General features: G+C 74.0%; 22 protein-coding genes, 1 tRNA gene and 1 riboswitch. Of the genes, 12 read left to right on the top strand and 11 right to left on the bottom strand.

What is annotated here, in order from left to right; all coding sequences use genetic code 11:
• Position 1 precedes the first annotated feature (1 nt).
• From IE118_RS08380 to IE118_RS08365, 4 genes are all read right to left on the bottom strand, one after another.
• Positions 2 to 739, bottom strand: a complete 738-nt coding sequence (locus IE118_RS08380; protein WP_189557040.1) for a DUF8175 domain-containg protein — start codon at positions 737 to 739, stop codon at positions 2 to 4.
• A 17-nt stretch (positions 740 to 756) separates the two neighbouring features.
• Positions 757 to 1,044: a hypothetical protein gene (locus IE118_RS08375; protein ID WP_189557038.1), complete on the bottom strand. Its 288-nt coding sequence runs from the start codon at positions 1,042 to 1,044 to the stop codon at positions 757 to 759.
• Between the two features lie 70 nt (positions 1,045 to 1,114).
• Entirely contained in the window at positions 1,115 to 1,399 is a 285-nt protein-coding gene (locus tag IE118_RS08370; protein WP_229846722.1) for a hypothetical protein, read from the bottom strand.
• Positions 1,396 to 2,166 carry a hypothetical protein gene (locus IE118_RS08365; protein ID WP_189557036.1) on the bottom strand — a complete coding sequence of 257 codons (771 nt, stop codon included), beginning with the start codon at positions 2,164 to 2,166 and terminating at the stop codon, positions 1,396 to 1,398. The genes IE118_RS08370 and IE118_RS08365 overlap by 4 nt, the downstream gene beginning before the upstream one ends.
• Positions 2,167 to 2,336: 170 nt before the next feature.
• Between IE118_RS08365 and IE118_RS08360 the strand changes: the two genes are divergently transcribed.
• From IE118_RS08360 to IE118_RS08350, 3 genes are all read left to right on the top strand, one after another.
• A complete protein-coding gene (locus IE118_RS08360) occupies positions 2,337 to 3,140 on the top strand; it encodes a lytic transglycosylase domain-containing protein (RefSeq protein ID WP_189557034.1) in 804 nt (267 codons plus the stop codon).
• 11 nt (positions 3,141 to 3,151) lie between these two features.
• A complete protein-coding gene (locus IE118_RS08355; protein ID WP_189557032.1) occupies positions 3,152 to 4,546 on the top strand; it encodes a hypothetical protein in 1,395 nt (464 codons plus the stop codon).
• 159 nt (positions 4,547 to 4,705) lie between these two features.
• Positions 4,706 to 5,251, top strand: a complete 546-nt coding sequence (locus tag IE118_RS08350) for a sigma-70 family RNA polymerase sigma factor (protein WP_189557030.1) — start codon at positions 4,706 to 4,708, stop codon at positions 5,249 to 5,251.
• A gap of 37 nt (positions 5,252 to 5,288) precedes the next feature.
• On the opposite strand, the gene IE118_RS08345 is transcribed toward IE118_RS08350, so the two are convergent.
• Positions 5,289 to 5,612, bottom strand: coding sequence for a DUF3040 domain-containing protein (locus IE118_RS08345; RefSeq protein ID WP_189557028.1), 324 nt, complete (start codon positions 5,610 to 5,612; stop codon positions 5,289 to 5,291).
• Positions 5,613 to 6,052: 440 nt separating this feature from the next.
• On the opposite strand from IE118_RS08345, the gene IE118_RS08340 reads away from it, so the two are divergent.
• The 5 genes from IE118_RS08340 (at position 6,053) to IE118_RS08320 (ending at position 10,601) form a co-directional block, all read left to right on the top strand.
• Positions 6,053 to 7,057, top strand: a complete 1,005-nt coding sequence (locus tag IE118_RS08340; protein WP_189557026.1) for a HAMP domain-containing sensor histidine kinase — start codon at positions 6,053 to 6,055, stop codon at positions 7,055 to 7,057.
• Between the two features lie 28 nt (positions 7,058 to 7,085).
• Complete coding sequence (locus IE118_RS08335) at positions 7,086 to 7,745, top strand: response regulator (RefSeq protein WP_189557024.1); 660 nt, start codon at positions 7,086 to 7,088, stop codon at positions 7,743 to 7,745.
• A gap of 101 nt (positions 7,746 to 7,846) precedes the next feature.
• Positions 7,847 to 8,980 carry a dihydrofolate reductase family protein gene (locus tag IE118_RS08330; protein ID WP_189557022.1) on the top strand — a complete coding sequence of 378 codons (1,134 nt, stop codon included), beginning with the start codon at positions 7,847 to 7,849 and terminating at the stop codon, positions 8,978 to 8,980.
• A gap of 63 nt (positions 8,981 to 9,043) precedes the next feature.
• A tRNA-Met gene (locus IE118_RS08325) sits at positions 9,044 to 9,117 on the top strand.
• 296 nt (positions 9,118 to 9,413) lie between these two features.
• Positions 9,414 to 9,570: riboswitch (cyclic di-AMP (ydaO/yuaA leader) on the top strand.
• A gap of 11 nt (positions 9,571 to 9,581) precedes the next feature.
• Positions 9,582 to 10,601, top strand: coding sequence for a M23 family metallopeptidase (locus IE118_RS08320; protein WP_189557020.1), 1,020 nt, complete (start codon positions 9,582 to 9,584; stop codon positions 10,599 to 10,601).
• Between the two features lie 78 nt (positions 10,602 to 10,679).
• Here IE118_RS08320 and IE118_RS08315 read toward each other — a convergent pair whose 3' ends face one another.
• The 4 genes from IE118_RS08315 to IE118_RS08300 are packed head-to-tail and all read right to left on the bottom strand — an operon-like array spanning position 10,680 to position 15,681.
• Positions 10,680 to 12,050, bottom strand: a complete 1,371-nt coding sequence (locus tag IE118_RS08315; RefSeq protein WP_189557018.1) for a PrsW family intramembrane metalloprotease — start codon at positions 12,048 to 12,050, stop codon at positions 10,680 to 10,682.
• A 42-nt stretch (positions 12,051 to 12,092) separates the two neighbouring features.
• Positions 12,093 to 12,917 carry a tRNA (guanosine(46)-N7)-methyltransferase TrmB gene (gene trmB, locus IE118_RS08310; RefSeq protein ID WP_189557016.1) on the bottom strand — a complete coding sequence of 275 codons (825 nt, stop codon included), beginning with the start codon at positions 12,915 to 12,917 and terminating at the stop codon, positions 12,093 to 12,095.
• A 57-nt stretch (positions 12,918 to 12,974) separates the two neighbouring features.
• Complete coding sequence (lhgD, locus tag IE118_RS08305) at positions 12,975 to 14,207, bottom strand: L-2-hydroxyglutarate dehydrogenase (protein WP_229846721.1); 1,233 nt, start codon at positions 14,205 to 14,207, stop codon at positions 12,975 to 12,977.
• A 49-nt stretch (positions 14,208 to 14,256) separates the two neighbouring features.
• Positions 14,257 to 15,681 carry an NsdA family TPR-like regulatory protein gene (locus IE118_RS08300; protein ID WP_189557014.1) on the bottom strand — a complete coding sequence of 475 codons (1,425 nt, stop codon included), beginning with the start codon at positions 15,679 to 15,681 and terminating at the stop codon, positions 14,257 to 14,259.
• A 739-nt stretch (positions 15,682 to 16,420) separates the two neighbouring features.
• Between IE118_RS08300 and IE118_RS08295 the strand changes: the two genes are divergently transcribed.
• Positions 16,421 to 18,538, top strand: a complete 2,118-nt coding sequence (locus IE118_RS08295; RefSeq protein ID WP_189557012.1) for an asparagine synthase-related protein — start codon at positions 16,421 to 16,423, stop codon at positions 18,536 to 18,538.
• 247 nt (positions 18,539 to 18,785) lie between these two features.
• On the opposite strand, the gene IE118_RS08290 is transcribed toward IE118_RS08295, so the two are convergent.
• Positions 18,786 to 19,541, bottom strand: coding sequence for a TetR/AcrR family transcriptional regulator (locus IE118_RS08290; RefSeq protein ID WP_189557010.1), 756 nt, complete (start codon positions 19,539 to 19,541; stop codon positions 18,786 to 18,788).
• Between the two features lie 376 nt (positions 19,542 to 19,917).
• On the opposite strand from IE118_RS08290, the gene IE118_RS08285 reads away from it, so the two are divergent.
• Complete coding sequence (locus IE118_RS08285; protein WP_189557008.1) at positions 19,918 to 21,297, top strand: NAD(P)/FAD-dependent oxidoreductase; 1,380 nt, start codon at positions 19,918 to 19,920, stop codon at positions 21,295 to 21,297.
• Positions 21,298 to 21,471: 174 nt separating this feature from the next.
• On the top strand, positions 21,472 to 23,121 hold the full coding sequence (locus IE118_RS08280; RefSeq protein WP_189557006.1) for an ATP-binding SpoIIE family protein phosphatase: 1,650 nt from the start codon (positions 21,472 to 21,474) through the stop codon (positions 23,119 to 23,121).
• Between the two features lie 25 nt (positions 23,122 to 23,146).
• On the opposite strand, the gene IE118_RS08275 is transcribed toward IE118_RS08280, so the two are convergent.
• Positions 23,147 to 24,421 (bottom strand): MDR family MFS transporter, encoded by a 1,275-nt coding sequence (locus tag IE118_RS08275; protein ID WP_189557593.1) that lies wholly within the window; start codon positions 24,419 to 24,421, stop codon positions 23,147 to 23,149.
• A 122-nt stretch (positions 24,422 to 24,543) separates the two neighbouring features.
• Here IE118_RS08275 and IE118_RS08270 point away from each other — a divergent pair, with 122 nt between their 5' ends.
• The gene (locus IE118_RS08270; protein WP_189557004.1) at positions 24,544 to 25,092 is read left to right on the top strand and encodes a MarR family winged helix-turn-helix transcriptional regulator; all 549 of its coding nucleotides are present in this window, start codon (positions 24,544 to 24,546) and stop codon (positions 25,090 to 25,092) included.
• Positions 25,093 to 25,430: the final 338 nt, after the last annotated feature.

Here is a 25,430-nt window from a genome sequence, read left to right as displayed (position 1 = left end):
GTCAGCGCCCCCAGAGGACGTAGCCGCGGGGGTTCTGCACCACCGACACCGGTGTGTGCAGGTCACCCCCGTCGGAGGGCCGGATCTTCCAGTCGCCGCCGCTCCAGCGCAGGTCGATGCTGGTCGTCGCGTAGCCGGAGCCGGTCCGCATGAGCAGGTCCACCGTCGCGTCCGAGCCCTCGTACGAGGCGACGGAGAAACCCGTGTACGTCGCGACGGAGCCGTCGGACCGGCCCGCCGAGGAGTCCCGGACGAGACCGCGCTGGAACTCGAACCGGTCGCGCCCCGGCCCGGCGACGACCTGCTGGTCGAGCACCTCGCGCCAGCCGGGCTCGCTCAGCTGGGACGGGATGACGTGGGCGGCCAGCACGGCGCCGACGGGCGTGTGCGCGAAGCACCACCGCATGCCCCCGTCGGTGCGGGTCGGACCGGCGGCGGGGGAGACCGGCACGCGCACCACGCCGATGGTGCGCCACTCGACGCCCCGCGGCGCGGTGGTGGGCACCGCGTCGTCGCCGTCGTCGGTACGGCACCCCTGCGGCCGGCTGTCCCCGCCGGCGGCCCGCCCCGACAGCGGACCGTCGGGGGCGGGCTTTCGTGCCCGGTCCTCGCCGGCCGTCAGCGCGATGGTGCCGCCCAGGACGAACACGACGGCGACGAAGCCAGCCGACAGCTGCCAGCCGCGCTGACGCCAGTAGGGGCCGGAGGGCTCGTCCCGCCGTCTGCTGCGTGTGAACATCTCGGCCGCCCGCGGGGTCAGGCGAACACGAACTGGACCAGCGGGCCCGCGGTGGCCACCAGGACGCAGCCGCCGAGCACCATGCCGAGGCGGCTCATGTGCTCGGAGCTCTCACCCCGCTTCACGGAGATGGCCATCATCGCGCCGGTGATCAGCACCCCGGCCACGCCGGCGGCGGTGCCGGCCCAGGCGGCTATGCCGAGCACCGTGTTGACCTTCTCCGTCAGGTCGCCGGGTGCCTGCCGCTCGGGCTGGGGCACGCCGGCGGCCAGGAACCTGGAGGTCTCGAGGAGCAGTGAGGACATGGAGGTCTCCGAAAGGTAGGCGCCCACCGGGAGCGACGGGCGGGGAAGGGGGACGGAAGGGTCCGTGCGCTCAGGGGCCCAGGAGCTCCAGGCTCCCCAGGGCTCCCACGAGCGGGCGGGCGGTCGAGGCGACCAGACAGGCGAGGACGACGAAGAAGACACCTCGGAAGTGCGACGAACCCTCGCCCGGATCGCCGCGGTTGAGCTGGATCGCCATGTTGATGCCGACCACGATCAGCCCGAAGACACCGCCCGCCGAGACGCACCAGGCGAGCAGGTTGATGATCGTCTGGGCGTCGCCGCCCGGGACGTAGGGGGCGGCCAGGAACCGGGCGCCGTGCGGGAAGGGGATCACGACACCGCTTCTTCGGCGTACGGCTCGCTGCCCACCAGGTCGGCGAGCGTGACGAGCTGACGGGGGAGGGTCCTGGGCCGGCGGTCCATGCGCCACGCCGGTATCCACGGCACCCGGTGCACGTGGACGACGGAGCGCAGCACCCGGATGCGGCCCAGCAGGCCGAGCGGCAGCCGGCCCGGGGCGTCGGCGACCAGGACGACGGCCAGCAGGTCCAGGCCCCGCGGCCCGTCCTCCCCGCGCAGTTCGCCGAGCGCCCGGGAGACGGACCGCAGTCCCCGCGCGCTGGTCCTGCCGACCAGGACGACCCGGTGCGGCTCCCCCCGGGAGGGGTCCGGCCAGCGCGCGCCGACCTCCACACCGCCGAGGACACCGGCCAGCGAGGTCGCCCCGGCGCCGCCGTGCGCCTTGACCCAGGCGACCGCGTCCCGTCCCTTCCCCCGGCCGGCGCCGGTCCGCCGCGGTTCGCCCCAGCTCGGCTCGCCGGACGAGGAGGCGGGACGGCGCAGGGGGGTGGTACGGCGAGGAGCGGGCCGCTTCGGCCGTGCGCCGGAGCCCTCGGCCACCCGCGTGTTCCCGGCCGGTCCCGCCGGGGCCGGGGCCGTAGCGTGCTCGGTGGGTGCGGGCGTCCGCCCGTCGGTCCCCGCCGCCGGCCCGCCCGTGCCCCCGTCCGTGGCGGGCCGCGTGTCCGGGCCCGTGGGCGGTGCGGACTTCGGGCCCCGTACCCACGCCTGCGGGACCGACGGCCTGGCCGAAGGAGTGCTCATGCGTACCCGCCTCCCTCTTCGCTCGTGCTCGCGCTGCTCTGGATCATCTGATTCCGGCCGGTTTTGAACCTGTTCGCCCGGCAGTCCGTTGCGTCTGCCGAGCCCGTCGGACAGCACAACGGTCCGCCCGGCGACAGCGGTTCAAGACGAGGGGAAGAAGGCGGGAGCCGATGGGCGCAGGTTCGGATCGCGGCACGGAGGACGGTGTCTCGGCCGCCACCAGGAACACGGTCCTGGCCGGCACGGGCTGCGGCTGTCTGCTGTCCCCGGTCGTGGTGGCCGGCGGCGCGATCGTGGTGATCATCATCTGCGGGTTCGGTGTCCTGCTGGCCCCGCTCATCGCGCTGATCCTGCTCTTCGGCGGTGGCGGTGGCGGCGGGGGTGACGGCGCGTCGAACGAGGAGATCGCCGAGCAGGTCATGGACGCGTTCGAGGGCGACGGCAAGGGCGAACTCGAGGAGTCCACCGTCCCCGAGGACCTGGTGGAGCCCATCAAGGACGCCGGGGCCGTGTGCGAGGCGATCGGACCGATCGTCATCGCCGCCCAGATCGAGTACGAGTCCGGCTTCGACGCGTCGCTGGTCGGTTCCGGCGGCGAGCGGGGCCTGTCGCAGCTGCCCCCCGAGGTGTTCGAGGAGTACGGCGAGGACGACGACGACAACGACGAGGTCTCGGCGCTGGACGCGGAGGACTCGGTCATGGCCCAGGGCCGCTACCTGTGCGCCCTCGCGGGCCAGGTCCAGCAGGCCGTCGACGACGGCCGCGCCGAGGGCGGAGTCCTGGACCTCACGCTGGCCGCCTACCACGTGGGGATCGACACCGTCCTCGCGGCCGGGGGCCTGCCCCGCACGAACGAGGCCCAGGGCTACGTCGCCGCCGTGCGCGCCCAGTTCGCCAAGTACGCCGGTGTCGCCGCCCCGCCGGCCGGCGCCACCCCCGGTGTCACCCCCGACCCCGCCGCTTCCCCCGCCTGAGGAGATGAGCCATGTCCCACTTCCGGGTACGCATCACCGACGAGCAACTCGCCGAGATCGACGGGACCCCCCTCGTCCCCGCCCCGGGCGAGTCCGTCCACGACGCCGTACTGGACCGGTTGCAGCGGTACGCCCAGGAGCGCGACGCAGCGGTCCGGGCGACGGTGAACGACGGCCCCGACACCGGCCACTTCCTTCTCGAGATCTCCCCGGACGGCTCCAGCCGCCTCCTCGACGCCACCACCCCGGCCCCACCCGCCCCCTCCGCTCCGGCCCCCGCGCCTCCTTCCGGCGCCGCCATGCCGGTCCCCGCGCCTCCTTCCGGCGCCGCCATGCCGGTCCCCGCGCCTCCTTCCGGCACCTCCGCTCCGGTCCCCGCGCCTCCTTCCGGCACCTCCGCCCCGGTCCTCGGATCCCCCTCCGGCGTCTCGGTTCCGGCCCCCGCGACGCCTACCGATCCCCCGCAGGCTTCGGCCTCCGGTCCTGCGGTGCCGGCCCCGGCTCCCACCACGGTGCCGACTCCGGCTCCCGCCGAGCCGACCCCCGGCCAGGCGGCGCCGCCCTTCGGCTCCGCCGTGTCGTCTTCCGGTCCCGCGGTGCCGGCCTCGGGCCCGGCCGCGGTACCGGCACCCGGTCCTGCCGTGCCGGCCTCCGCTCCCGCCGCACCGGTCTCCGCTTCCGCCGTGTCCGCCCCCCACCCCGCCGCCGCGTCCGCTTCCGGTTCCCGTTCCGCAGCGTCGCCCCCGGGTCCCGCCGCCGTGCCGGCTCAGGGTTCCGCCCCCCGGCCGGCGCCCGTCGCCTCGGCTCTCAGCGCCGTGGTCACCCGGGCCCGCGCCACCGCCGCGTCGCACGCTGCCGCCGCCGACGACGCGAAGGTCCCCGCCCCCGCGCCGCGGGCAACCCCCGCCTCCGCGGCTCCGGAAACCCCCACCCCCGTAACCGCGCCGCAGGCACCCCCCGTGCTCACCGGTGACGTCGCCGAGCGGATCGGGCGTATCAACGCCGACGCGGCGGCCGGCCGGCTCGACGAGGCGTACGCCGACGCCGCCGCGCTCCGCGAGGGCCTCGCCGAGACGGTCGGCGCCGACCACCCGCACGCGGTGGAGGCCCGGGCGCTGGAGGCGTACCTCGCCCACCTGTGCGGCGACCACCGCGAGGCCACCGTGCTGGCCCTCGGCGTCGCCCGCATCCGCTGCGTGAACGGGGACGAGCGGGCCGCGTCCGACGTGGCCCGGGCGGCGGCGGCCTGGCAGCACATCGAGGACGACCGGGCCGCGGCGGTGCACGGCACGGAACTGCTGCACATGTGGGACACCCTCCGCGACCTGGGCGCGCTCACCGCCGACCAGGCGGAACTCGCCGAACGGACCCGCGAACAGGTCGAGGCGCTCCTCACACACGTCTGAAACGCCCGCTCACCCCCCTTCCGGCCTGCGCGTCCATCGCAGCGCACACCGGACGTCAAACGAACGTGGAACGCCCCTCGGAACACTCCGTTCCGCCAAGAGCTCCGGCCCCGGCGCACGCCGCGCCGGGGCCGGTCGGCCCAAGGAGCGGGAGCAACCATGAACGTGACAGTCATCGGATCGGCGAGTGCCGCCTCCACCGAGGAGCGGGCGCTGCGCGACCTCTACCTCGAACACGGCCCGGCACTGTACGCGTACGTGCTGCGCATGCTGGGCGGGGACACCCACCGCACGGAGGACGTCGTCCAGGAGACGCTGCTGCGCTGCTGGAACAAGCAGAACCTGGCCGACGACGAGGGCATGGCGGTGCGGCCCTGGATGTTCCGGGTCGCCCGCAACCTCGTCATCGACGCGCACCGCGCCCGCACCGCCCGCCCACTGGAGATAGGCGGCGCCACCTGGCTGACGGAGCTGGGCACGGAGTCGGACGACATCGAACGGATGCTGTCGTCCATCGTGGTCAACGACGCCCTGGAGACGCTGACCCCCGCGCACCGCGACGCGCTGCGGGCGACCTTCCTCGCGGACCGCACCACCCAGCAGGCGGCCGTCGCCCTGGGCGTCCCGCAGGGGACGGTGAAGTCCCGCGTGTACTACGCCCTGCGCAGCCTGAAGGCGGCGCTGGCGGAGCGCGGGGTGCGGTGAGAGGAAGGGACGGGGCCCGCGGCGGCGCGGCGTGCGGTCAGCGCGGCGTACGCGGTGGACGCGGCGTACGCGGCACGCGCGGCGCCCGTGAGCCGCGGGGCGTGTGACGGCGGTCGGGGTCGAGGAGCTGCACGGCGATGCCGGAGAGGACCAGGCCCGCCGCGATGAGCAGTCCGTCGGGGACGGTCACTCCCCCGATCAGCATCAGCACCCCGATGACCAGCGCCCACCAGGCGCCGGTGCGCCGGTACTCACGGGGGCGGGTCGGCTGCCCGGTGGACAGCGAACGGGCGAACCGGGGATCCTCGTGCTCGACTCGGGCCGCGAGGGCGACCAGGCGATCGTCGTGGGGCCGGGGCACGGCTCCTCCTTCCCAGTGGCGGGCCGCACGGTGTCAAGCCGGCGGCCGTCGTCCCGGTACCGCGGGACGGGTCAGGGGTCCGCCGGCCTGTGGCGAACTCGGGCCGCTGTGAAGGGGATCGCCCGTGTGCCGACGCCTCGTCCCGTCCGGTACCGGCAGTCTCCAGGCTCTCGTGACAGCCCCGGCCGGGGCCATCGGTCGCGGGCCCCATCCCCGCCCCGGCGGGGCCCCATTTCCGTTCAGGGACGCCGCGCACGCGGAGCGTCGCCCGGCCGGCCCCGCCGGGAAAAAATGGGGGTTGTCACGGATGGCGCGAGGGCCGGTCACGGCACAGGCTGGACCATGACGGCCCGCGCCGCGCCCCCGGTCCGCGGGCCCGTCGCGGGCTCCCGCCGCACCGGGAGCCCGGGTGGGCGGCCATGGCGAGGAGGCGGTAACGGGTGCCTCTGTTCTGGCGGATCTTCATGCTGAACGCCGTCGTGCTCATCGTCGCCACGGCCCTCCTGCTGGGACCGGTCACCGTATCCACCCCCGTACTGCTCACCGAGGCCGCGGTCCTCACCGTGGGCCTGGCCGCCATGCTGATCGCCAACGCGCTGCTGCTGCGGGTCGGCCTCGCGCCGCTCCAGCGCCTGACCCGCGCGATGACCACCACCGACCTGCTCCGTCCGGGACACCGTCCCGCCGTCGGCGGGCGCGGTGAGATCGCCGAACTGATCACCACGTTCAACACCATGCTCGACCGCCTGGAGGACGAGCGCGCCACCAGCAGTGCCCGCGCCCTGTCCGCGCAGGAGGGGGAGCGCCGCCGCGTCGCCCAGGAACTGCACGACGAGGTCGGCCAGTCCCTGACCGCCGTCCTGCTCCAGCTCAAGCGCGCCGCCGACCACGCCCCGCCCGAGCTGCGCGAGGAGCTGCGGTCGGTGCAGGAGACCACCCGCGCGAGCCTGGAGGAGATCCGGCGCATCGCCCGCCGGCTGCGCCCCGGTGTGCTCGACGAGCTGGGCCTGGCCAGCGCCCTCAAGGCCCTCGCCACCGAGTTCGGCGGCCCCGGCCTGAGCGTCCAGCACAGCCTCGCCCCGGACCTGCCGGAGCTGGACCGGGAGACGGAGCTGGTCATCTACCGGGTCGCCCAGGAGGGCCTCACCAACACCGCCCGGCACTCCGGCGCCCGCCGCGCCGAGGTCGCCCTCTACCGCACCGCCGGCGGTGTGGAGCTGCGCGTCCGCGACGACGGGCGGGGCATCGGCCGGGCGGAGGAGGGCGCCGGCCTGCGCGGGATGCGGGAGCGCGCCCTGCTCGTCGGCGCCGTGGTCGCCGTGGAGTCCCGCCCCTCCGGCGGCACCGAGGTGCGCCTCGCCGTCCCCGTCCCCGCCCGCTTCCCCGCGCACGCCCTCGTCCCCCTGCGGGGTCCGTCCTCGCCCGCGCACGCTCCACCCCCGTGACCGACGTCCCCCGACCGGAAACGCTGACATGACCGAGCAGGCCCCCACCCGTATCCTCCTCGCCGACGACCACGCGCTGGTCCGCCGGGGAGTCCGCCTCATCCTGGACGGCGAACCGGACCTGACCGTCGTGGCCGAGGCCGCGGACGGCGCCGAAGCCCTCGAACAGGCTCGTGAGCACCGCCCCGACCTGGCCATCCTCGACATCGCCATGCCCCGCCTGACCGGCCTCCAGGCGGCCCGCGAGCTCTCCCGCACCCTGCCGGGGACGCGCATCCTCATCCTGACCATGTACGACAACGAGCAGTTCTTCTTCGAGGCGCTCGCCGCCGGCGCCTCCGGCTACGTCCTGAAGTCCGTCGCCGACCAGGACCTCGTGGAGGCCTGCCACGCCACCATGCGCGGGGAGCCGTTCCTCTACCCCGGTGCCGTCAACGCCCTCATCCACAACTACCTCGACCTCGCCCGGGAGGGCCGGACCCTGCCGGCCAAGGCCATCACCGACCGCGAGGAGGAGATCCTCAAGCTCGTCGCCGAGGGCAACACCTCGCAGCAGATCGCCGACCTGCTGGTGATCAGTCCCAAGACGGTCGAGCGGCACCGCGCCAACCTGCTGGCCAAGCTCGGCCTGAAGGACCGCCTGGAGCTGACCCGGTACGCCATCCGCGTGGGCCTCATCGAACCCTGACCGGCCGGGGGCCGCGGGCGTCCGGCCGTCCGCCGGGTTGTCAGACTGGGGCCGGCCGCACCCGGCCGCGCCCGCCGCCGACCTTCACCCGGAGTACGCCGATGCACCGTCCGTACGTCCTGCTGTCCGCCGCCGTCTCCCTCGACGGTTACCTGGACGACACCGGCCCCGACCGGCTGCTGCTGTCCGGCCCGGCCGACTTCGACCGGGTCGACGAGGTACGGGCCGGGGTGGACGCCATCCTGGTCGGCGCCGGCACGATCCGCGCGGACAACCCCCGACTGCTGGTCAACTCGCCCGGGCGGCGCGCCGCCCGGATCCGCGAGGGCAGGCCCGAGTACCCGCTCAAGGTCACCGTCAGCGGCACCGGCGACCTCGACCCGGCGGCGCGGTTCTGGCACACCGGCGGGGAGAAGGTCCTGTACACCACCGACCGGGGCGCCGAACGGGCCCGCGCCCTGGGCCTGGCCACCGACGTCGTCCCGCTCGGTGCCGAACTGGACTGGCGGCGGCTCCTGGAGCACCTGCACGCCGTGCGCGGGGTGCGGCGGCTGATGGTGGAGGGCGGCGGCCTGATCCACACCCAGCTGATCACCCAGGGTCTCGCCGACGAGCTCCAGCTGGTGCTCGCCCCGCTGTTCGTCGGCGACCCGGACGCCCCCCGCCTCTTCGGCCCCGGTTCCTACCAGGGCGGCCGGCTGCGGCTGGTGGAGACCCGCCCGGTCGGCGACGTCGTCCTGATGCGCTACGAGCCCACCGCGCCCGGCACCGGTGCGCTGCCCTCCGCGGCCGACCACCACTGGCTGGCCCTCGCCTGCGCGCTCGCCGCCGAATGCCCGCCCTCCCGCACCGCGTTCAGCGTGGGCGCGGTGGTGGTGGCCGCCGACGGCACGGAACTGGCGCGCGGGCACTCCCGGGAGGGCGCGGACCCGGTGGCGCACGCGGAGGAGGCCGCGCTCGCGAAAACCGATCCGGCGGACCCCCGACTGGCCGGCGCCACCGTGTACTCCAGCCTGGAGCCGTGCGCCCGGCGCGCGTCCCGTCCGGTGCCGTGCGCCCGGCTGATCCTGGACGCGGGGGTGCGGCGGGTGGTCACGGCCTGGCGGGAGCCGGACACGTTCGTGGCGGGGGCCGACGGCAGCGGCGTACTGGAGGAGGGGGGCGCCACCGTCGTCGTCCTGCCGGAGTACGAGGAGCGCGCCAAGGCACCGAACCGGCACCTGACCGGGGCGTGACACCGGGCCGTCCGCAACGGGTGTGCGGCATGTCCCGCAGATGGCGTACACTGGTCTCAACGACGCGGGGTGGAGCAGCTCGGTAGCTCGCTGGGCTCATAACCCAGAGGTCGCAGGTTCAAATCCTGTCCCCGCTACTGAAGGCCGAGGGCCGGAATCCGAAAAGGATTCCGGCCCTCGGTGTTTTCCGCCGTCCGCCCGCTTCTTCACTCACCGTGAACGGGCCGTCCCGCACCGCATAACGACTGACGCACCGTCAGGAATGTCCCCGGAGCTGAAGCGCGGTCAACTCGCCCGTTTTCGCCCCCTCGTGGCGGGTAAGTCCACCCGGGATTCGTTAATGATCAAGAGGAACGGCTTGGAATCCGGCCCTCGCGTCTATTAACGTTCGATAACGCAGCGCGGTCGTCCCAGCCGTCACAGAAGGCGGCTCCGTGCGCACGCGCCGAATCCCGCGAGGGAACCGGGGAACCACCACTTGGGGTGAATCGCGTCGATGCGGTCGTGGAGACACGACTCGTATACGCGCGTAGGAGACCTTCCTGCTCCGAACCCGTCAGCTAACCCGGTAGGCGAGAAGGAAGGAAAGGAGCGCGCCCACGTGGCGTCCAACCCGCCTGCCCCCGAGGCCCCGTTCATGCCGAGCGACACCTTCGCCTACGGCACGGACCGCACCGACGAGGGCCCCTTCGAGGAGTGGAACCCCACCGCGGAGTCCATTCGCCCCGTCCGGGGCCGGCACCGCGTCTCCAAGCAGCGCGGCGGAGGACTCGCCCGCAGCTCCACCGTCCTCGGTGTCGGCGTCATAGCCGCGGTCGGCGCCGGCGGCATGGCCACCGCGCAGACCGGCAAGCCGCCGGTCTCGATCTCCATGCCCGACCTCCCCAACGTGGGTTCCCTCATCTCCGACGAGGAAACACCCAAGGGTTCCGCCACTCCGCTCAGCACCCTCGGCATGAGCGAGACCGGCGCCGAGGAGGGCACCGCCGGTGCCGGTGAGGCGCTCCGCTCGCGGATCATGGCCCAGGTCGAGCAGCAGCAGAGCCAGGCCGAGACCAAGGCCGCCGCCGAAGCCCTCGCCGCCGCCGAGAAGCAGGCCGCCGAGGCCGCCGCCAAGGCGGAGAAGGAGGCCAAGGCCAAGGCCGAGGCCGCGAAGAAGAAGGCGGAGGAGGAGGCCGCGAAGGCCGCCGAGGCCAAGCGCCTTGCCGAGCTGGCCAAGCAGTACACGCTGCCGACCTCCTCGTACACCATCTCCTCGACCTTCGGTCAGTCCGGCGCCTACTGGTCCTCCGGCCAGCACACCGGCCTCGACTTCGCCGCCCCCACCGGCACCCTGATCAAGGCGGTCCACACCGGCACGATCACCTCCGCCGGCTGGGACGGTTCCTACGGCTACAAGACCGTGCTCACCCTCGACGACGGCACCGAGATCTGGTACGCCCACCAGTCCTCCATCAGCGTCAGCGTCGGTCAGAAGGTCAACACCGGCGACGTGATCGGCCGCGTCGGCTCCACCGGCAACTCCACCGGCGCCCACCTCCACCTGGAGGTCCACACCGGCGGCTCCTCGTCGGGCATCGACCCGATGGCGTGGCTGCAGAGCAAGGGTCTCAACCCCTGAGCCCCACCCCCGGCTGAGCCGGACCGCCCACGAACCCCGGCAGTCCCGACGACGACCCCCCGACGTCAGGGCTGCCGGTCAGGTGTGCCGGCCGTGGGGCGGGTTCCCCGGCGCGGGACGCGCGTACGGCGGATATCCGTACGTCCCGTACGGGAGCGCTCCGTGCGGCCGCGGCCCGTACGGCGGATGTCCGTACGGCGGCGGCCACGGAGCGGCGGCGACCGGAGCGGGCGGTGCGGTGAGCCGGGCCGCGTGGTCCAGCGCCGGGCGGGCCGCCCCCCGCCGGTGCCACAGCTCCAGCAGCAGCTCCCGCTCCCGGACCACGAAGTCCGTCCCCGCCCTCCCCCGCCGGCCCCGGTGCCGCAGAAACGCCAGCGACGTCGCGTACGCCTCGTACTGGGCGACCGCGCGCGCCGCCGGCCTCCCGCCGCACCGGCGCGCCCGGCGGCGGGCCAGCCGCCGCGCCCGCATCGAGCCCAGGGCGAACGGTTCGGCCGGGGTCAGCCAGCCGGCCGCCACGTACGCGGGCAGCTCGGTGCGCACCGTCCGCAGCTCACGCTGCCGGGTCCACACCACCAGCCAGGTCAGCAGGCCGAACGCCGGCACCATGAACGCCGCGTACACGGCGAAGAACCCGAAGTGGCCGAGTGTGGCGGAGCCGTTCCACAGGGCGTGCATGCCCATCGCGAGGAGCAGCCCGCACAGCGGCAGCAGGATCCGCCGCAGCCGCTGCCGGTCCGCCGACAGCGCGGCGACGCCGAAGCCGATCCCGGTGAGCACCGTGAACAGCGGGTGCGCGAACGGGGACATCACGATGCGCACGAAGAAGGTCGCCGCGGTGACCGAGGCCACGCCGCTGCCGCCGGTGAGCTGGTCGGTGCCGAAAGCCGTGCCCAGGTAGAGGATGTTCTCGGTGAACGCGAAGCCGGTGGCGGTGACCCCGGCTATCACCACGCCGTCGAGGATCCCGGTGAAGTCGCGTCTGCGGAAGAGGAAGACCAGCAGGACGGCCGCCGCCTTCGCGGACTCCTCCACGACCGGCGCTATGACCGTGGCCCCCAGGGTGTCGGCGCCGGCCGGGTCGGCCGTCGCCGTGGCTATCCACTGCGTGGCGAAGCTGTTGGCGACGATCGCCATCAGCGCCGCCGCGCACGCCCCCCAGGCGAAGGCGAACACCAGGTTCCGCCACGGTCCGGGTTCGACCCGGTCCAGCCAGCGGAAGGCGGCCAGCAGCAGCGGCACCGGCAGCACGGCGAGGCCCAGCCCGACCAGGAACCCCTCGGTCCCCGTCTGCTCGCGGACCAGGGCGAGGATAACCAGGCCGGACAGCGTGAGCAGGGCGATCAGCGCGCCGTAGCGCACCCAGGGACGCTGCCACCAGTGCGCGTGCCGCAGCGTCCCGCCGGGGTCGTCGCCGGGGTGCGCCGGGTACGGGGGGCTGGTGGCCACGGAATCGACCCTAACGAGAAGGGGGCAGGACGGCGTGCGGTCTCAGGCTGGGTGCCCGGCCCGCTCCCCGTGCGGTACGCGGCGGAAGAGCAGGTCGTTCACGACATGACCCTTCTCCAGCCCCTGCCCCTCGAAACGGGTGCGCGGCCGGAACGCGGGACGCGGCGCGAAACCGCCGTCCGCCCGCGTGTTCTCGAAGGCGGGGTGCGCGGTGAGCACCTCCAGCATCTGCTCCGCGTACGGCTCCCAGTCGGTGGCGCAGTGCACGACCGCCCCCGGCCGCAGCCGGGCCGCGGCGAGGGTGAGGAACTCCTCCTGGATCAGCCGCCGCTTGTGGTGCCGCTTCTTCGGCCACGGGTCGGGGAAGTAGACGCGCAGCCCGTCCAGGGAGTCGGGGGCGAGCATCTCGCGCAGCAGGATGATCGCGTCCCCGTTGCCCACCCGGACGTTGGTGAGCCCCCGCTGGTCGGCGAGGCCCAGCAGGTGGCCCTGGCCGGGGGTGTGGACGTCGACCGCGAGGAGGTTGGTGTCCGGGTCGGCGGCGGCCATCGCCGCGGTGGCCTCGCCCATGCCGAAGCCGATCTCCAGCACGACCGGGTTGCCGTTGCCGAAGAACTCGGCGAGATCCAGCCGCCGGCTGCCGTCGATGTCGAAGCCCCACGCCGGCCACAGCCGCTGCAGCGCGTCCGCCTGCCCGGCGGTGACACGGCTGCGGCGCGGCTGGAAACTGCGGATGCGCCGCTCGAAGTGCGAACCGGCGGGGTCGGCCTTCGGCCCGTCCGGGAAGCGGGGCTCGCCCTTGGCCCGGGCAGGGCGGACCGGCTCACCGGGCACGGGTGCCGGGCGGGGTGTTTCGTGGGTGCTCACGGAGTCAGACACAGTGCTCCCGATTTTACGGGGGCGCGGCCGGCGGACGGCGTGCCCTCATCCCGTCGCCGCCGTGAGCTGCGCCATCGTCCGCCGCGCGATCTCCCGCCCGATCGGCAGGGACGCCGTCGCCGCGGGCGAGGGAGCGTTCAGCACGTGCACCGCGCGGGGGGTCTCCTGGATCAGGAAGTCGTCGGCCGGTGTACCGTCCCGCAGCACCGCCTGCGCCCGCACCCCGGCCGGCGCCGGCACCAGGTCGTCCTCCCGGACGGCGGGCAGCAGCCGGCGCACCGCCCGGGTGAAGGCCGCCTTGGACAGGGAGCGGTGCAGTTCGCCGGTGCCGTAGCGCCAGTGGCGGCGGGCCAGCTGCCAGGAGCCCGGCCAGGCCAGGGTCGCCCCCAGCTCGCGCGGGCGCACGGTGCGCCAGTCGTAGCCCTCGCGGGCCAGCGCCAGGACCGCGTTGGGGCCGACGTGGACGCCGCCGTCGATGCCGCGTGTGAGGTGGACGCCGAGGAAGGGGAACGCCGGATCGGGCACCGGATAGACCAGGCCGCGCACCAGCTCCGGGCGGGCCAGCTCGTAGTACTCGCCGCGGAACGGCACGATCCGCACGTCCGGGTCGTCCCCGGTGGCGCGCGCGATCTCGTCGCAGTGCAGCCCCGCACAGTTCACCAGCACCCGGCCGCGCACGACGTCCCCGCCCGCCGTCAGGACGGCGACCCCCCGGCCGGGGCGGCGGTCGACGCGCACGACCCGCGTCCCGTAGCGGATCTCCGCGCCGGACGCCTCCGCGAGACGGCGGGCGACCGCCGCGAAGTCGCAGATGCCGGTCGTGCCGACGTGGATGGCCGCCAGGCCCTCCACCTCCGGCTCGTACTCCCCGATCTGGCCGCCGCACAGCTCACGGACCGTGATGCCGTTCTCCCGGCCGCGCTGGACCAGGGCGTGCAGCCTCGGCAGCTCCTCGCGGGACGTGGCGACGATCAGCTTGCCCGTCACCGCGTGCGCGATGTCGTACTCCGCGCAGAACTTGACCATCTCCGCCGCGCCCCGCACCGCGTACCGCGCCTTCAGCGAGCCGGGGCGGTAGTAGACACCGCTGTGGATGACCCCGCTGTTGCGGCCCGTCTGGTGCCGGGCCGGGCCCGGCTCCTTCTCCAGCACCGTCACCCGGGTGCCCGGAGCCGCACGGCCGATCGCGTACGCCGTCGACAGGCCGACGATCCCGCCGCCCACCACCAGCACGTCACAGTCGTACGACCGTGCCACCACCTGCACCACCTCCGGCATCGATAGTGCACCGTGCCACTGACAACGGCCGCTCGCCCCGCGGTGCGGGTCAGGCCGTGGTCATCAGCAGCGGCCGGGCGCGTTCCCTCAGTTCCACCACGCGCGGCTCGTCGCCGTAGGGCTCCAGACGGTGCAGGAGGTCCCTGACGTACTCGGTGGTGCGCGCCGACGAGATGCGGCCCGCCACCTCCACCGCGCGCACGCCCTGCTCGCAGGCCGCGTCCAGGTTCCCCGACTCCAGTTCGGCGACCGCCGAGACGACCAGGCGCAGTCCGTGCGAGCGCACGAACTCCTCCGTCGGCCGCGACAGCGCCTGCTCGGTGAAGCGGCGCACCTGCCGGGGCGCCTTCAGGTCGCGGTAGCACTCCGCGGCGTCGGCGGCGAACCGGTCGTAGGAGTAGAAGCCGAGCCACACCGGGTCGCTGTCCCCGGGACGGGACCGCTCCAGCCAGCTCTCCGCCGACTTCAGCGCGGCACCGGCCGCCTGGGCGTCCCCGGCGCGGGCGTGCGCGCGGGCCTCCACCAGGCGGAAGAAGCTCAGGGTGCGGGCGGTGGCCAGGCCGCGGTTGCGCTCCAGGGCGGCCTGGGCGAGGTCCACGCCCTCGTCGCCGAAACCGCGGTAGGTCGCCTGGAGGGACATCGAGGCGAGGACGTAGCCGCCCAGCGGGACGTCGGCCGCCGCGCGGGCCAGCCGCAGGGCCTGGATGTAGTAGCGCTGGGCCGCCTCCTGCTGGCCGGTGTCGAAGGCCATCCAGCCGGCCAGGCGGGTCAGCTCCGCCGCCGCGCCGAACAGCGAGCGGCCCACGTCGTCGGAGTAGGAGCCGAGCAGCAGCGGGGCCGCCTCGACCCGGAGGCACTCGGGCACCATGGACGAACGCCAGTCGCCGCCGCCGTACTTGGAGTCCCAGCGCCGGGCGTCGTCGGCGGCCTCCCGCAGTTTCTGCACGTCGCTGTGGCCGACTTTGAGCGGTGCGCCGGAGCCGTCCGCCGGGTTCACCTCCCGCGCCACCGAACTGTCGGCCGGGGTTATCAGCCAGCGCGAGGCGGGCGTCGCGTACGCGCTCACCGCGAACGAACCGGCGAGCGACTGCCAGATGCCGCCGGAGCCGGCCCTGCGTCCCGCGAGGTCCAGCCGGTACAGCTCGGTCGCGGAGCGCACCGCCTGTCCCACGTCGCGCGGGAAGGCGAGGCCCACCTCCGGTGCCGGGTCCGCGTCCGCCAGGCCGATCTCGTGCAGCGGTACGGGCCGGCCCAGCTTCTGGCCGATGGCGGCGGCGATCAGATGGGGCGCCGCGCCCTGCGGCACCATTCCCTTCGACACCCAGCGCGCCACCGACGTCTTGTCGTAGCGCAGCGTCAGTCCCCGCTGCGCGCCGAGGTCGTTGACGCGCCGCGCGAGGCCCGCGTTGGAGATGCCCGCGAGGGCGAGAACGGCGCCGAGCTTCTCGTTCGGCCCGCGTTGCTCCCTGGACATGCGCCACCCCTCGACACAGACGGCTGCCGTGCTGGCATAACCACGCGGCATTCGTAAACCCAGCGTAGTTCGCCGCATCCCAAGCGTTAAGGGGCATTCTTCCGGATGGCGGGATTGTGGTCCGTACTGAAGTGCGGGTCCGATACGCGCAGTTGCGGCGTGCTCCGGATGTGTGGCCGTGCGCCCGTCCGTGCGCTCTTCTCCGGCCGTCGCGGGAGCGGTTCCATGGGCGGTGCGTGGGTCGGCCCGCTGTACTGGATCCAGTGGGCTGGGGGACACCGCCGCCTACATCCCCGCGGGCGGCGGAACGGTCCGGGAGGCGTGCACCGTCTCCCGGACTGCGCGACCGCCGAGCGGTGCGCAGAGCCTGTACGGAGCGTGTTCGAGGTGGGTCTCACCGCTCCGATTTGGCCGAAAAACGACGCCGCTCTTTCGGGTGTATCGGCGCTTCTACCCTGGTGATTGACGGCGCGTTGAGGGTTACGGGGGCGCGCCCTGGGGGCGCATTCGCGTCGCGATCATACGGCCCGCCCTGGGTCGCCGCCATGATGACGGAACGGCACTCCGGTGGTGACGAGCGCGTGTTCGGCTCGGGGTGTGTTCAGGCTAGGTGGATCCGCCGGGGCGCATTCGACGGAGCGCAGAGGGCTCCGGCACCGGTACCGAGCGCCTTCTTCATGGCAGCATGGGGAACCGGTTCGTGCGGTGCACTGGTTGTCCACAGCCTGTGGAGGCGGCGATGCGGTGGTTGGTGGGGTGGAGCAGCACCGCCGCCGGAGCGATGGGGTTCGGCCCCAGCGGCTCCGCCGGCGCCACCGGGGTCGACGGCGAGACCCTGCAGCCCGTGGGATCCCAGCCGCTGTGGGGCGACCCCGACCCGTTGTGGGCGGTCGGCGACTGGCGCCCCGACGAGATCCGCGTCGTCCAGGCCGACGCACAGACCCGCATCGCCGTCCTCGGCACCTGCGGCGCCAGCGACGAGCAGCTGCGCGTCGCCCTGTTCGCCGCGCGCGGCGGAGCGCTGCGCCACCTGACCGCCTGGCCCGGGAGCTACACGGCGGTGGTACAGGTGGGGCGCCGCGTCACCGTGTGCGGCGACCTCGCCGGCGCCCGGCCCGTGTTCCACACCCCGTGGGCGGGCGGCACGGCGTACGCCACCGCCGCGCTGCCGCTGGCCGACCTCGTCGAGGCCAACCTCGACTTCGGACACCTCGCCGCGCTGCTCGCCGCCCCCGACGTGCCGGCCGCCCTCCACGACTCCACCCCGTACGACGGCGTGAAACGCGTCCCGCCGGGGCACGCGCTGATCCTGCGCGCGGGGGCACGCGAGGTCGCCGGGTACGAACCCGTCGCCTCGCTCGTCGTCGCCGCGCCGCCGGCCGACCCCGGCCACGCGGTGGACGGCGTGCGCGACGCGCTGGTCGAAGCCGTACGGACCCGGCTGGCGGCCCCCCGGCACGTGCCGGGCACCGACATCGACCCCGGGCCCGTGCCGGGTATGGGCCCCGCCGAACGGCGGGCCGCCCGGGGCACACCGGTGCCGGGCATCGGTGCGGACCTGTCCGGCGGACCGGCGTCCGGGGCGCTGGCCCTGCTCGCGGCGGGACTGCCGGGGATGCCGGGGACCGTGCTGGGACACGGGACCGGGGCGGGGGAGCGGCTGCTGGCCGTCACCTTCAACGACCTGGCCGCCGGTTCCGCCGGGGGGCGCGACGAGGGCGAACTGGAGCGTGCGGGGGCGCTGGCGGCCAATCCGCGACTGCACCACGTGGTCGTCGCCGGCGGGGAGTCGACGCTTCCCTACGTCGAACTGGACGGGCCGCTGACGGACGAACCGGGGCCCTCACTGGTGTCCGCCGCCCGGCACCGGGCGCGGCTGGCCGCCGGGAGCGCGGACCACTTCACCGGATACGGGGCCAGGCAGGTGCTCGACGCGCATCCGGCGCGGCTGGCCGATCTGCTGATGGACCGCAAGCGGCGGCACCTGGTGCGGCCGGTCGCCGCGCTGGCCAAGGCGGACGGGTCCGTGATGGTGCCGGCGCGGGTGTACGCGGCGGCTCGCCGGCTGGCGCGCACGCCCTACCGAACGGGGCTGGAGAACCTCGCCGAGCGGCTGCTGCACCGGCGGCTGGACGACGACGGGCCGGGGGCCGCGGACGCCTCGCTCGCGGCGCTGACCTGGGGGAGACCGGGCCCGGCCGCGCGCTGGCTGACCGGGGAGGCACTGGCTGAAGTATCGGTTCGCCTCCAGGCGTCGACGCCGCGGTCCGACGTCGGGCCGGGCCAGCGGCCGGGTGACTTCAGGGCCCGCGCGGCACTGGCACGGCACGCGGCGGACCTGCGGGTCCTCGAGCAGGCCGCCGAGATCCGCTCGCAGCGGCTGCACGCGCCGTTCCTCGACAACCAGGTGGTGCGGGCGTGCCGGGCCCTGCCGGAGGCGCTGCGGGTGCAGCCGGGGGCCAGGGCCTCCATCCTGCGGTCGGTGCTGGAGGGGGCGGGGGTGCGGGAGCTGCCGGCGGGGTGGGGGGCGCCGGGCACGGCCACCCCGGCGGCCGCGACGCGGTCGGGGCTGCGGGTGGCTTCGGGCACGCTGATGTCGCTGTTCGACACGCCGCTGCTGGCGGAGGCGGGTCTGGTGGAGGCGCGGGTGGTGCGCAAGGCGCTGCGGAGCGCGGCGGAGGGCGAGCCGCTGCCGCTGGACGGCCTGGCGGACCTGGTCGCCCTGGAGGTGTGGCTGCGCCGTCTGCTGGCCCGCCGGGGCACCTGCTGGACGGGCACCCCGGCCCGGCAGCGAGCGGTCCCGGCGGGCATCGCCCCCCGACGAGGCGCCCTCGGCGCCGGCGCGACCACCCGCTGACCCCTCGGTCACCTCCGGCCTCCGCCCGCCGCGGGCAGTCGTGCCGCGGGGCGGCACGGACGGGCACGACGGCACCCCGTGGGCGCCGGGCTGCGCGACCACCCCGCGGCCCGCACCCACGCGGGGCACCAGGGCGACACCGGGCAAGCCGTGCCGCGCAGCCCACCGGGCGCCGATCACATGCGGCAGGCCGCGAGCGTCAGCCGGAGCAACCGACCTCCGACGCCACCGGAATGCGCGGCCCCGGCTACGCCGGACGCGAGCGCAGCCCCTCCAGCAGGATGTCCAGCAACCGCGCCGACGCCGCCGCCTGCTGCGCGGCATCCGGCAGGGACGGCGCCGCCGTGGCGATCACCAGCAGCACGTCCGACACGGACACGTCCGGCCGCAGTTCCCCCGCCGTCCGCGCCCGCTCCACCAGCCGGCCCACCACGTCGAGCAGCTGCGCCGCCCCCGCGTCGTCCGCCACGCCGCCCACCGGCTGCTCCGGCACCAGCCGCAGCTCACCCGCGCCCGCCGTCTGCGTCCGCTGCTGCGGCAGCCGCCGCGCGTGGTCCGCCGGGTCGTGCTCCTCGGCCACGCCCACCCGCAGGACCTGCGGCGGCAGCAGCCGGCCCGCGCCGGAGGCGACCGAGGTGCGCAGGAAGCGGGAGAGCGCCGACCACGGCTCGTCCTCCTGGCCCAGCGCCGTCCGTGCCTGCTCCGTCAGCCGGGACGTCTCCTCCTCGGCTATCCGCCGCACCAGGACGTCCTTGCTCGGGAAGCGCCGGTACACCGTGCCCACGCCGACCCGCGCCCGGCGGGCCACGTCCTCCATCGGCGCGCCGTACCCCAGCTCGCCGAACACCTCACGCGCGGCCCGCAGCACGTGCTCCAGATTGCGCTGTGCGTCCACGCGCAGCGGCGCCGTCCGCACGCCGTCACCACGCGCGCCGCCCGCGGGAGCGCTCAGCGCGCCACCCGTCGCGACGGCGGAAGACCAATGAGAGTCCTGAACATGCATATGTATTCCCCCGGTAATGACGTCTCCCCCCGGAGACTCCTCCCGGCCATTCGACGGCCGTGACGTGGGGAAGAGGCCCGGCCTGCCGGTCCGCCCGTCGCGGACCCGTCGGCACACCCCCTGCACCCCGTCGACACACGAACATAGTTGAGTGGGGGTCAATTCAGAAGGGGCAGGTTCCGCACGGAGCGCCCCTCGATCGGAGCACGGGTCGTATACGTCCTGAATGCGCCCCCCTGGGACCCCGGGCAAGGGGCGTATGACCTGCGGATATGACATCGAGGGCGATGAATCGGCCAACCCCGGGGTGCGTGGCCTCCCGGTCACACAATTCGTCGGGGCTGTGGACAAACGCAAGCGGTGGGTGCGTCATGGGATGGTGAAGGAACGTGCGCGCATTCTCGTTGTCGGCGGCGGCTACGTCGGGATGTACACGGCCCTGCGTCTCCAGCGGAAGCTGAAACGGGAACTCGGGCGGGGCGAGGCCGAGATCACGGTGGTCACCCCGGACCCCTACATGACGTACCAGCCCTTCCTGCCCGAAGCGGCCGCCGGTGCCATCTCTCCTCGTCATGTCGTCGTACCGCTGCGTCGTGTCCTGGACCGGTGCCGCATCGTCATCGGCGAGGTCACCCACATCGCCCACGAGAAACGCACCGCCACCGTCAGCACCCTCGCGACCGAGGAGGAGGGCACCGGCGGCCGGCGGATCGCCTACGACGAACTGGTGCTCGCGCCCGGTTCCGTGTCGCGCGCCCTGCCGATCCCCGGCCTCGCCGACCACGCCATCGGGTTCAAGACCGTCGAGGAGGCCATCGGGCTGCGCAACCACGTCCTCGAACAGATGGACATCGCCTCGTCGACCCGTGACCCGGCGATCCGTGACGCGGCCCTGACCTTCGTCTTCGTCGGCGGCGGCTACGCGGGCGTCGAGGCGCTCGGCGAGCTGGAGGACATGGCCCGCTACGCCGCCCGCTACTACCACAACATCCGGCCCGAGGACATGAAGTGGATCCTCGTCGAGGCCTCCGGGCGGATCCTGCCCGAGGTCGGCGAGGAGATGGGCCGGTACACGGTCACCGAACTGCGCCGCCGCAACATCGACGTCCGTCTGGAGACGCGGCTCGAGTCCTGCGCCGACCGGGTCGCCGTGCTGAGCGACGGGTCGCGCTTCCCCACCCGTACGGTCGTGTGGACCGCCGGGGTCAAGCCGCACCCCGTGCTCGCCGCCACCGGCCTGCCGCTGAACGGGCGCGGACGGCTGAAGTGCACCGCCGAGCTGGCCGTCGACGGCGCCCCGCACGCCTGGGCCGCCGGGGACGCCGCCGCCGTCCCCGACGTCACCGCGCGGGAGCCGGGACGGGAGTGCGCCCCCAACGCGCAGCACGCGCTCCGTCAGGCACGGGTCCTCGGGAACAACGTCGTCCACTCCCTGCGGGGCGAACCGCTGGAGACGTACGCGTACAAGTACGCCGGGTCCGTCGCCTCCCTGGGGCTGCACAAGGGGGTCGCGCAGGTGTACGGGCGCAGGCTCAAGGGCTTCCCCGCCTGGTTCATGCACCGCACCTACCACCTCAGCCGGGTCCCCACCTTCAACCGCAAGGCGCGGGTGGCCGCCGAATGGACCCTCGCGGGGCTCTTCAAGCGGGAGATCGTCTCCCTCGGGTCACTCGAGCACCCGCGTGCGGAGTTCGAACTGGCGGCCGGTGGAAAACCACCCCAGGACCCCCCGCGCGACACGAAGGGGTCGTCCTGACGGGAGTCAGGAACTCCTGCGGCCGGCCCGGCGTCTGACGGATGTCGGCCCGGTCGGCACCCTGCCAGACTGGTCCACCACCGCGGGCGGGTCCCCGCCCACCCTGGTGCGGCCCTCCGGGGTCCCGGCCGGTCCCGGTTTCCGGCCGCCGACAACTACACGAGGCAAGGATTCGTGAACTTCACGCGCTGGAGCGCCCGGCTCCCCGGAACGCAGCGCCGCGCGGCGGCGCGGACCGAGCAGGCGGTCTCCCCGGACCGGCGGGGAGAGGGCTCCGTGCCCGCGGCCCGCGCCGGACGACTCCCCGACGACGCGGATCCCGTGCCCGCCGTCGACGAGCTCGGAGTGCGCGAGGTCCTGGACCGCGTCCCCTCCCTCGTCGCCCTCGTCCGCGGCCCCGACCACCGCATCGCCTACCTCAACGACGCCTACACGGCGGCCTTCGGCGCCCGCCCGGCCGGCGCCCCCGCCCGCGGCGCCCTCCCCGAACTCGACGAACTCGGTCTGCTGCCCCTCCTCGACCAGGTCCTGCGCAGCGGCAAGCCCCGGACGCTGAAGTCCCGCAAGGCCCCCGACGGCCGCTCCTACACCTTCACCTGCACCCCCGTCAGCGAGGGGGAGAGCCGCGGGGTGCTGATCTTCGCCACGGACGTCACCGACCACGCCGAGGCCGCCGAACGACTGCGCGCCAGCGAGCGCCGGCAGCGCGAGACCGCCGTCACCCTCCAGCGCTCCCTCCTCCCGCAGGAGCTCGAGGAGCCCGACGACCTGCGCATCGCCGCCACCTACCACCCCGGCGGCACCGAGGCCGCCGTCGGCGGCGATTGGTATGACGTGATCACCCTGGGTGGCGGCCGCACCGCCCTGGTCATCGGTGACGTGATGGGCCGAGGGGTGCGGGCCGCCGCCGTCATGGGCCAGCTCCGCACGGCCGTACGGGCCTACGCGCGGCTCGACCTCCCGCCGCACGAGGTCCTCCAGCTGCTCGACGGCCTCGCCATGGAGATCGACGCCAACCAGATCGCCACCTGCGCCTACGCCATCCACGATCCCAACGAGGGCCGCCTGGTGTACGCCTCCGCCGGCCACCTGCCCATCCTGGTCCGCGACGAGAACGGCACCGTCCGGCGCACCGACGAACCGACCGGCCCCCCGCTCGGCACCGGCGGCTGGATGCACTCCTCCGGTTCCGTCCCCCTCGGCCCCGGCGCCACCGCCGTCCTCTACACGGACGGCCTGGTCGAGCGGAGGAACGAGGACCTGGACGAGGGCATCGCCGCCCTGGAGCGCGCCCTGGCCGGAGCCACCGGCAGCCCGCAGGTCGTCTGCGACCGCCTGGTCCGCTCGGCCGGGGTGACCCCGGACCACGACGACGACGTCGCCGTCCTGGTCCTCCAGCACCCCGCCCGCAAGGGAGCGGAGAGCGAACTCTTCCGCAACGCCGCGCTGGAACTGCTCGGCGGCGTCGAGGCGGCGCCCCGCGCGCGTGCCTTCGCGTCGGGCGTGCTGACCAGCTGGCGCTTCCCCGTCGAACTGCACGACCTGGGCGTCCTGGCGACCAGCGAACTGGTCGCCAACTCCCTCCAGCACGGCACCCCGCCCATGCGGCTGCGCCTGCGCCGCACCGACCGGCGTCTGATCATCGAGGTCACCGACGGCGACGACCACCTGCCCCGACGCCGCCGCGCGGAGCCCGGCGACGAGTCCGGCCGGGGCATCGCCATCGTCGCGACGATCGCCTCCGGCTGGGGCAGCAGACGCACCCCGGGCGGCGGCAAGGCGGTCTGGTGCGAGTTCCTCCTGCCGAGGACCGCCGGCTCCTAGCCGGCGGCCCGGGAGCCGGCGGGGATCAGACGTGCGCCGGGGCCTGGCCCGCCGCCGCGCCGCTCTGCGCCACGACCCGGCTCCGCGCGGCGGACGGGTGGTTCTGCACCTCGGTGAGCTGCCGCCCCAGCCGCACCGCGAGCACGGTGATCCCGAGCGAGAACAACAGGAAGACGACGATGTACGGCGCGTGCAGCGAGGCACCCATCGGCCCGCCCACCGCCGGACCCACGGCCAGCGCGAGCTGTTTCACCAGGGCGAAAGCCGAGTTGTACTGACCGGCCATGCCGGTCGGCGCGAGATCGGCGACCAGCGGCGCGAGCGTCGGCGACAGCAGCGCCTCGCCGAGCCCGAACAGCGCGTACGTCGAGATGAAAGCGGCGGTCGCCATCGCCTGGCTGCCGTCGCCCAGACCGGCGTAACCGGCCACGGCCCACGCCACGGCCCAGATCAGCCCCACGGACGCGATGACGCGCGAGCGCTTGCGCCGCTCCACGAACCGCAGCACCGCGAACTGCGCCACCACGATCATCAGCGTGTTCGCCGCCAGTGCCGTGCCGAGCGCGGAGGTGGAGATCCCGGCCGCCTCGACGCCGTACGCGCTCAGCCCCGACTCGAACTGCCCGTAGCAGGCGAAGAACAGCACGAAGCCCAGCACGCAGAGCTGCACCATGGCCCGGTTGCCCAGCAGCTGCTTCCAGCTCGCCCCGGCCGACTGATGCGGCGCGTCCGCCAGACGCGGCGCGCGCGGCATCCGCACCGTCGCCATCACCACGACTAGCAGCAGGAACATCACCGCCTCGATCGAGAAGAGGAGGGTGAACGAACCGGCTTCGGTCGGGTCCACCAGGTGACCGCCGATGAGACCGCCGACACCGAGCCCGAGGTTCTGCAGGAAGAACTGCATGGCGAACGCGCGGGACCGGGTCTCCGTGGTGGAACAGTCCACGATCATCGTGGCGAGGGCCGGCTGCATCACCGCCTGCCCGGCACCGAGCGCCGACGCCGACAGCAGCACGGTCGCCGCACTGTTCGACAGGCCCAGGCTCAGCGCCCCGACCGCGGCCGTGACCAGGGCGACGAGCAGGACCGGCAGCGGACCCCGCCGGACGATGGCCCGACCGGCGAACGGCAGCACGATCAGCGCGGCCACGGCGAACACGGCGAGCACCAGCCCCGCCGTCATGGCCCCCAGCCCGCGCACCTGCGCCACATAGACGTACAGGTACGGAACCGTGAAGCCCAGCCCGAACGCACTGAGCGCGTTGCCCACGTGGATCCGGCGCATCGCCGCGCCCATCGCCCTGGTCACGTTCACCTCACTCACTAGTTAGATCTGAAGACTTAGAAGCTAAAGTTCGAGGCTAAAGAGTACACATCGAAGGACTTCAAGGCAAAGGGCGGGCGTGCCATACTGCGGGCATGGGCGACACCTCCGGCCTCGGCGAGCCGACACTCGAAGAGCAGATCGCCGCGTACCAGCGCGAGTTCCGGGACCTGGACCCCCAGGTCGAGAAGATCGTCAACGCGCTGTCCCGGCTGAACCGGCGGATGAACGTCGCCTACGGCCGGCAGACCGCCGAGCTCGGCATCACCAACGCCGACTGGGAGGTCCTGAAGGCCCTCGTCCTGTCCGGCGCCCCGTACCGGATGGGTCCCAGTGACCTCGCCAAGCGCCTCGGGCTGACTCCGGCCGCCATGACCCACCGGATCGACCGCATGGTCGCCGAGGGTCTGGTGACCAGGGAGAGGGACGAGGCCAACCGGGTCCGCGTCATCGTGGAGCTCACCCCGGCCGGGCGGGAGAAGTGGCAGGAGGCCATGCGTATGGCCACCGTCTTCGAGAGCGACCTCCTCCAGGACCTCGACCAGGACGAGCGGACCGCGCTCGGTGAGGTCCTCACCCGCCTGCTGCGCAGGGTGGAGGACGCCCAGCCGGACGCCGGCGGACGCCTCACCGACCTGGACTGAAAGATCTTGGCCAGAGGTGGTTGACAGTCACCTCGTCGATCCGTAGAGTTCTTCGGGTTGCCACGGAGCCGTAACGGTTCACCGGCAACACCTCCCGCCGCACCTGCGGCACTCAAAACCCCAGCACGACCTCCCAGTGAAAACGATTTCGGCATGCCCGAATTCGAATTCACGCCCCCGATTTGGGAAACACGGAGAGAGCCGCTAAGGTTTGAGACGTCGGAACGGCCCAACGGCCGGGAAGACAAACCCCGCTGACTGGGGGTCAGGTCGAGAAAAAGATCTGATAGAGTCGGAAACGCAAGACCGAAGGGAAGCGCCCGGAGGAAAGCCCGAGA

It is taken from the genome of Streptomyces pilosus (genome assembly GCF_014649835.1).
Taxonomy (GTDB): domain Bacteria; phylum Actinomycetota; class Actinomycetes; order Streptomycetales; family Streptomycetaceae; genus Streptomyces; species Streptomyces pilosus.
This window is presented reverse-complemented; position numbering and strand designations above follow the sequence as displayed.

Bases quoted from the DNA above. Each gene is read 5' to 3' on its own strand.
- IE118_RS08375 (WP_189557038.1), bottom strand. From the start codon at position 1,044: ATGTCCTCACTGCTCCTCGAGACCTCCAGGTTCCTGGCCGCCGGCGTG.
- IE118_RS08365 (WP_189557036.1), bottom strand. From the start codon at position 2,166: ATGAGCACTCCTTCGGCCAGGCCGTCGGTCCCGCAGGCGTGGGTACGG.
- IE118_RS08295 (WP_189557012.1), top strand. From the start codon at position 16,421: ATGCGGTGGTTGGTGGGGTGGAGCAGCACCGCCGCCGGAGCGATGGGG.
- IE118_RS08275 (WP_189557593.1), bottom strand. From the start codon at position 24,421: ATGGGCGCGGCGATGCGCCGGATCCACGTGGGCAACGCGCTCAGTGCG.
- IE118_RS08360 (WP_189557034.1), top strand. From the start codon at position 2,337: ATGGGCGCAGGTTCGGATCGCGGCACGGAGGACGGTGTCTCGGCCGCC.
- IE118_RS08300 (WP_189557014.1), bottom strand. From the start codon at position 15,681: ATGTCCAGGGAGCAACGCGGGCCGAACGAGAAGCTCGGCGCCGTTCTC.
- IE118_RS08380 (WP_189557040.1), bottom strand. From the start codon at position 739: ATGTTCACACGCAGCAGACGGCGGGACGAGCCCTCCGGCCCCTACTGG.
- IE118_RS08330 (WP_189557022.1), top strand. From the start codon at position 7,847: ATGCACCGTCCGTACGTCCTGCTGTCCGCCGCCGTCTCCCTCGACGGT.
- IE118_RS08355 (WP_189557032.1), top strand. From the start codon at position 3,152: ATGTCCCACTTCCGGGTACGCATCACCGACGAGCAACTCGCCGAGATC.
- IE118_RS08350 (WP_189557030.1), top strand. From the start codon at position 4,706: ATGAACGTGACAGTCATCGGATCGGCGAGTGCCGCCTCCACCGAGGAG.
- IE118_RS08285 (WP_189557008.1), top strand. From the start codon at position 19,918: ATGGTGAAGGAACGTGCGCGCATTCTCGTTGTCGGCGGCGGCTACGTC.
- IE118_RS08335 (WP_189557024.1), top strand. From the start codon at position 7,086: ATGACCGAGCAGGCCCCCACCCGTATCCTCCTCGCCGACGACCACGCG.
- IE118_RS08290 (WP_189557010.1), bottom strand. From the start codon at position 19,541: ATGCATGTTCAGGACTCTCATTGGTCTTCCGCCGTCGCGACGGGTGGC.
- lhgD (WP_229846721.1), bottom strand. From the start codon at position 14,207: ATGCCGGAGGTGGTGCAGGTGGTGGCACGGTCGTACGACTGTGACGTG.
- IE118_RS08270 (WP_189557004.1), top strand. From the start codon at position 24,544: ATGGGCGACACCTCCGGCCTCGGCGAGCCGACACTCGAAGAGCAGATC.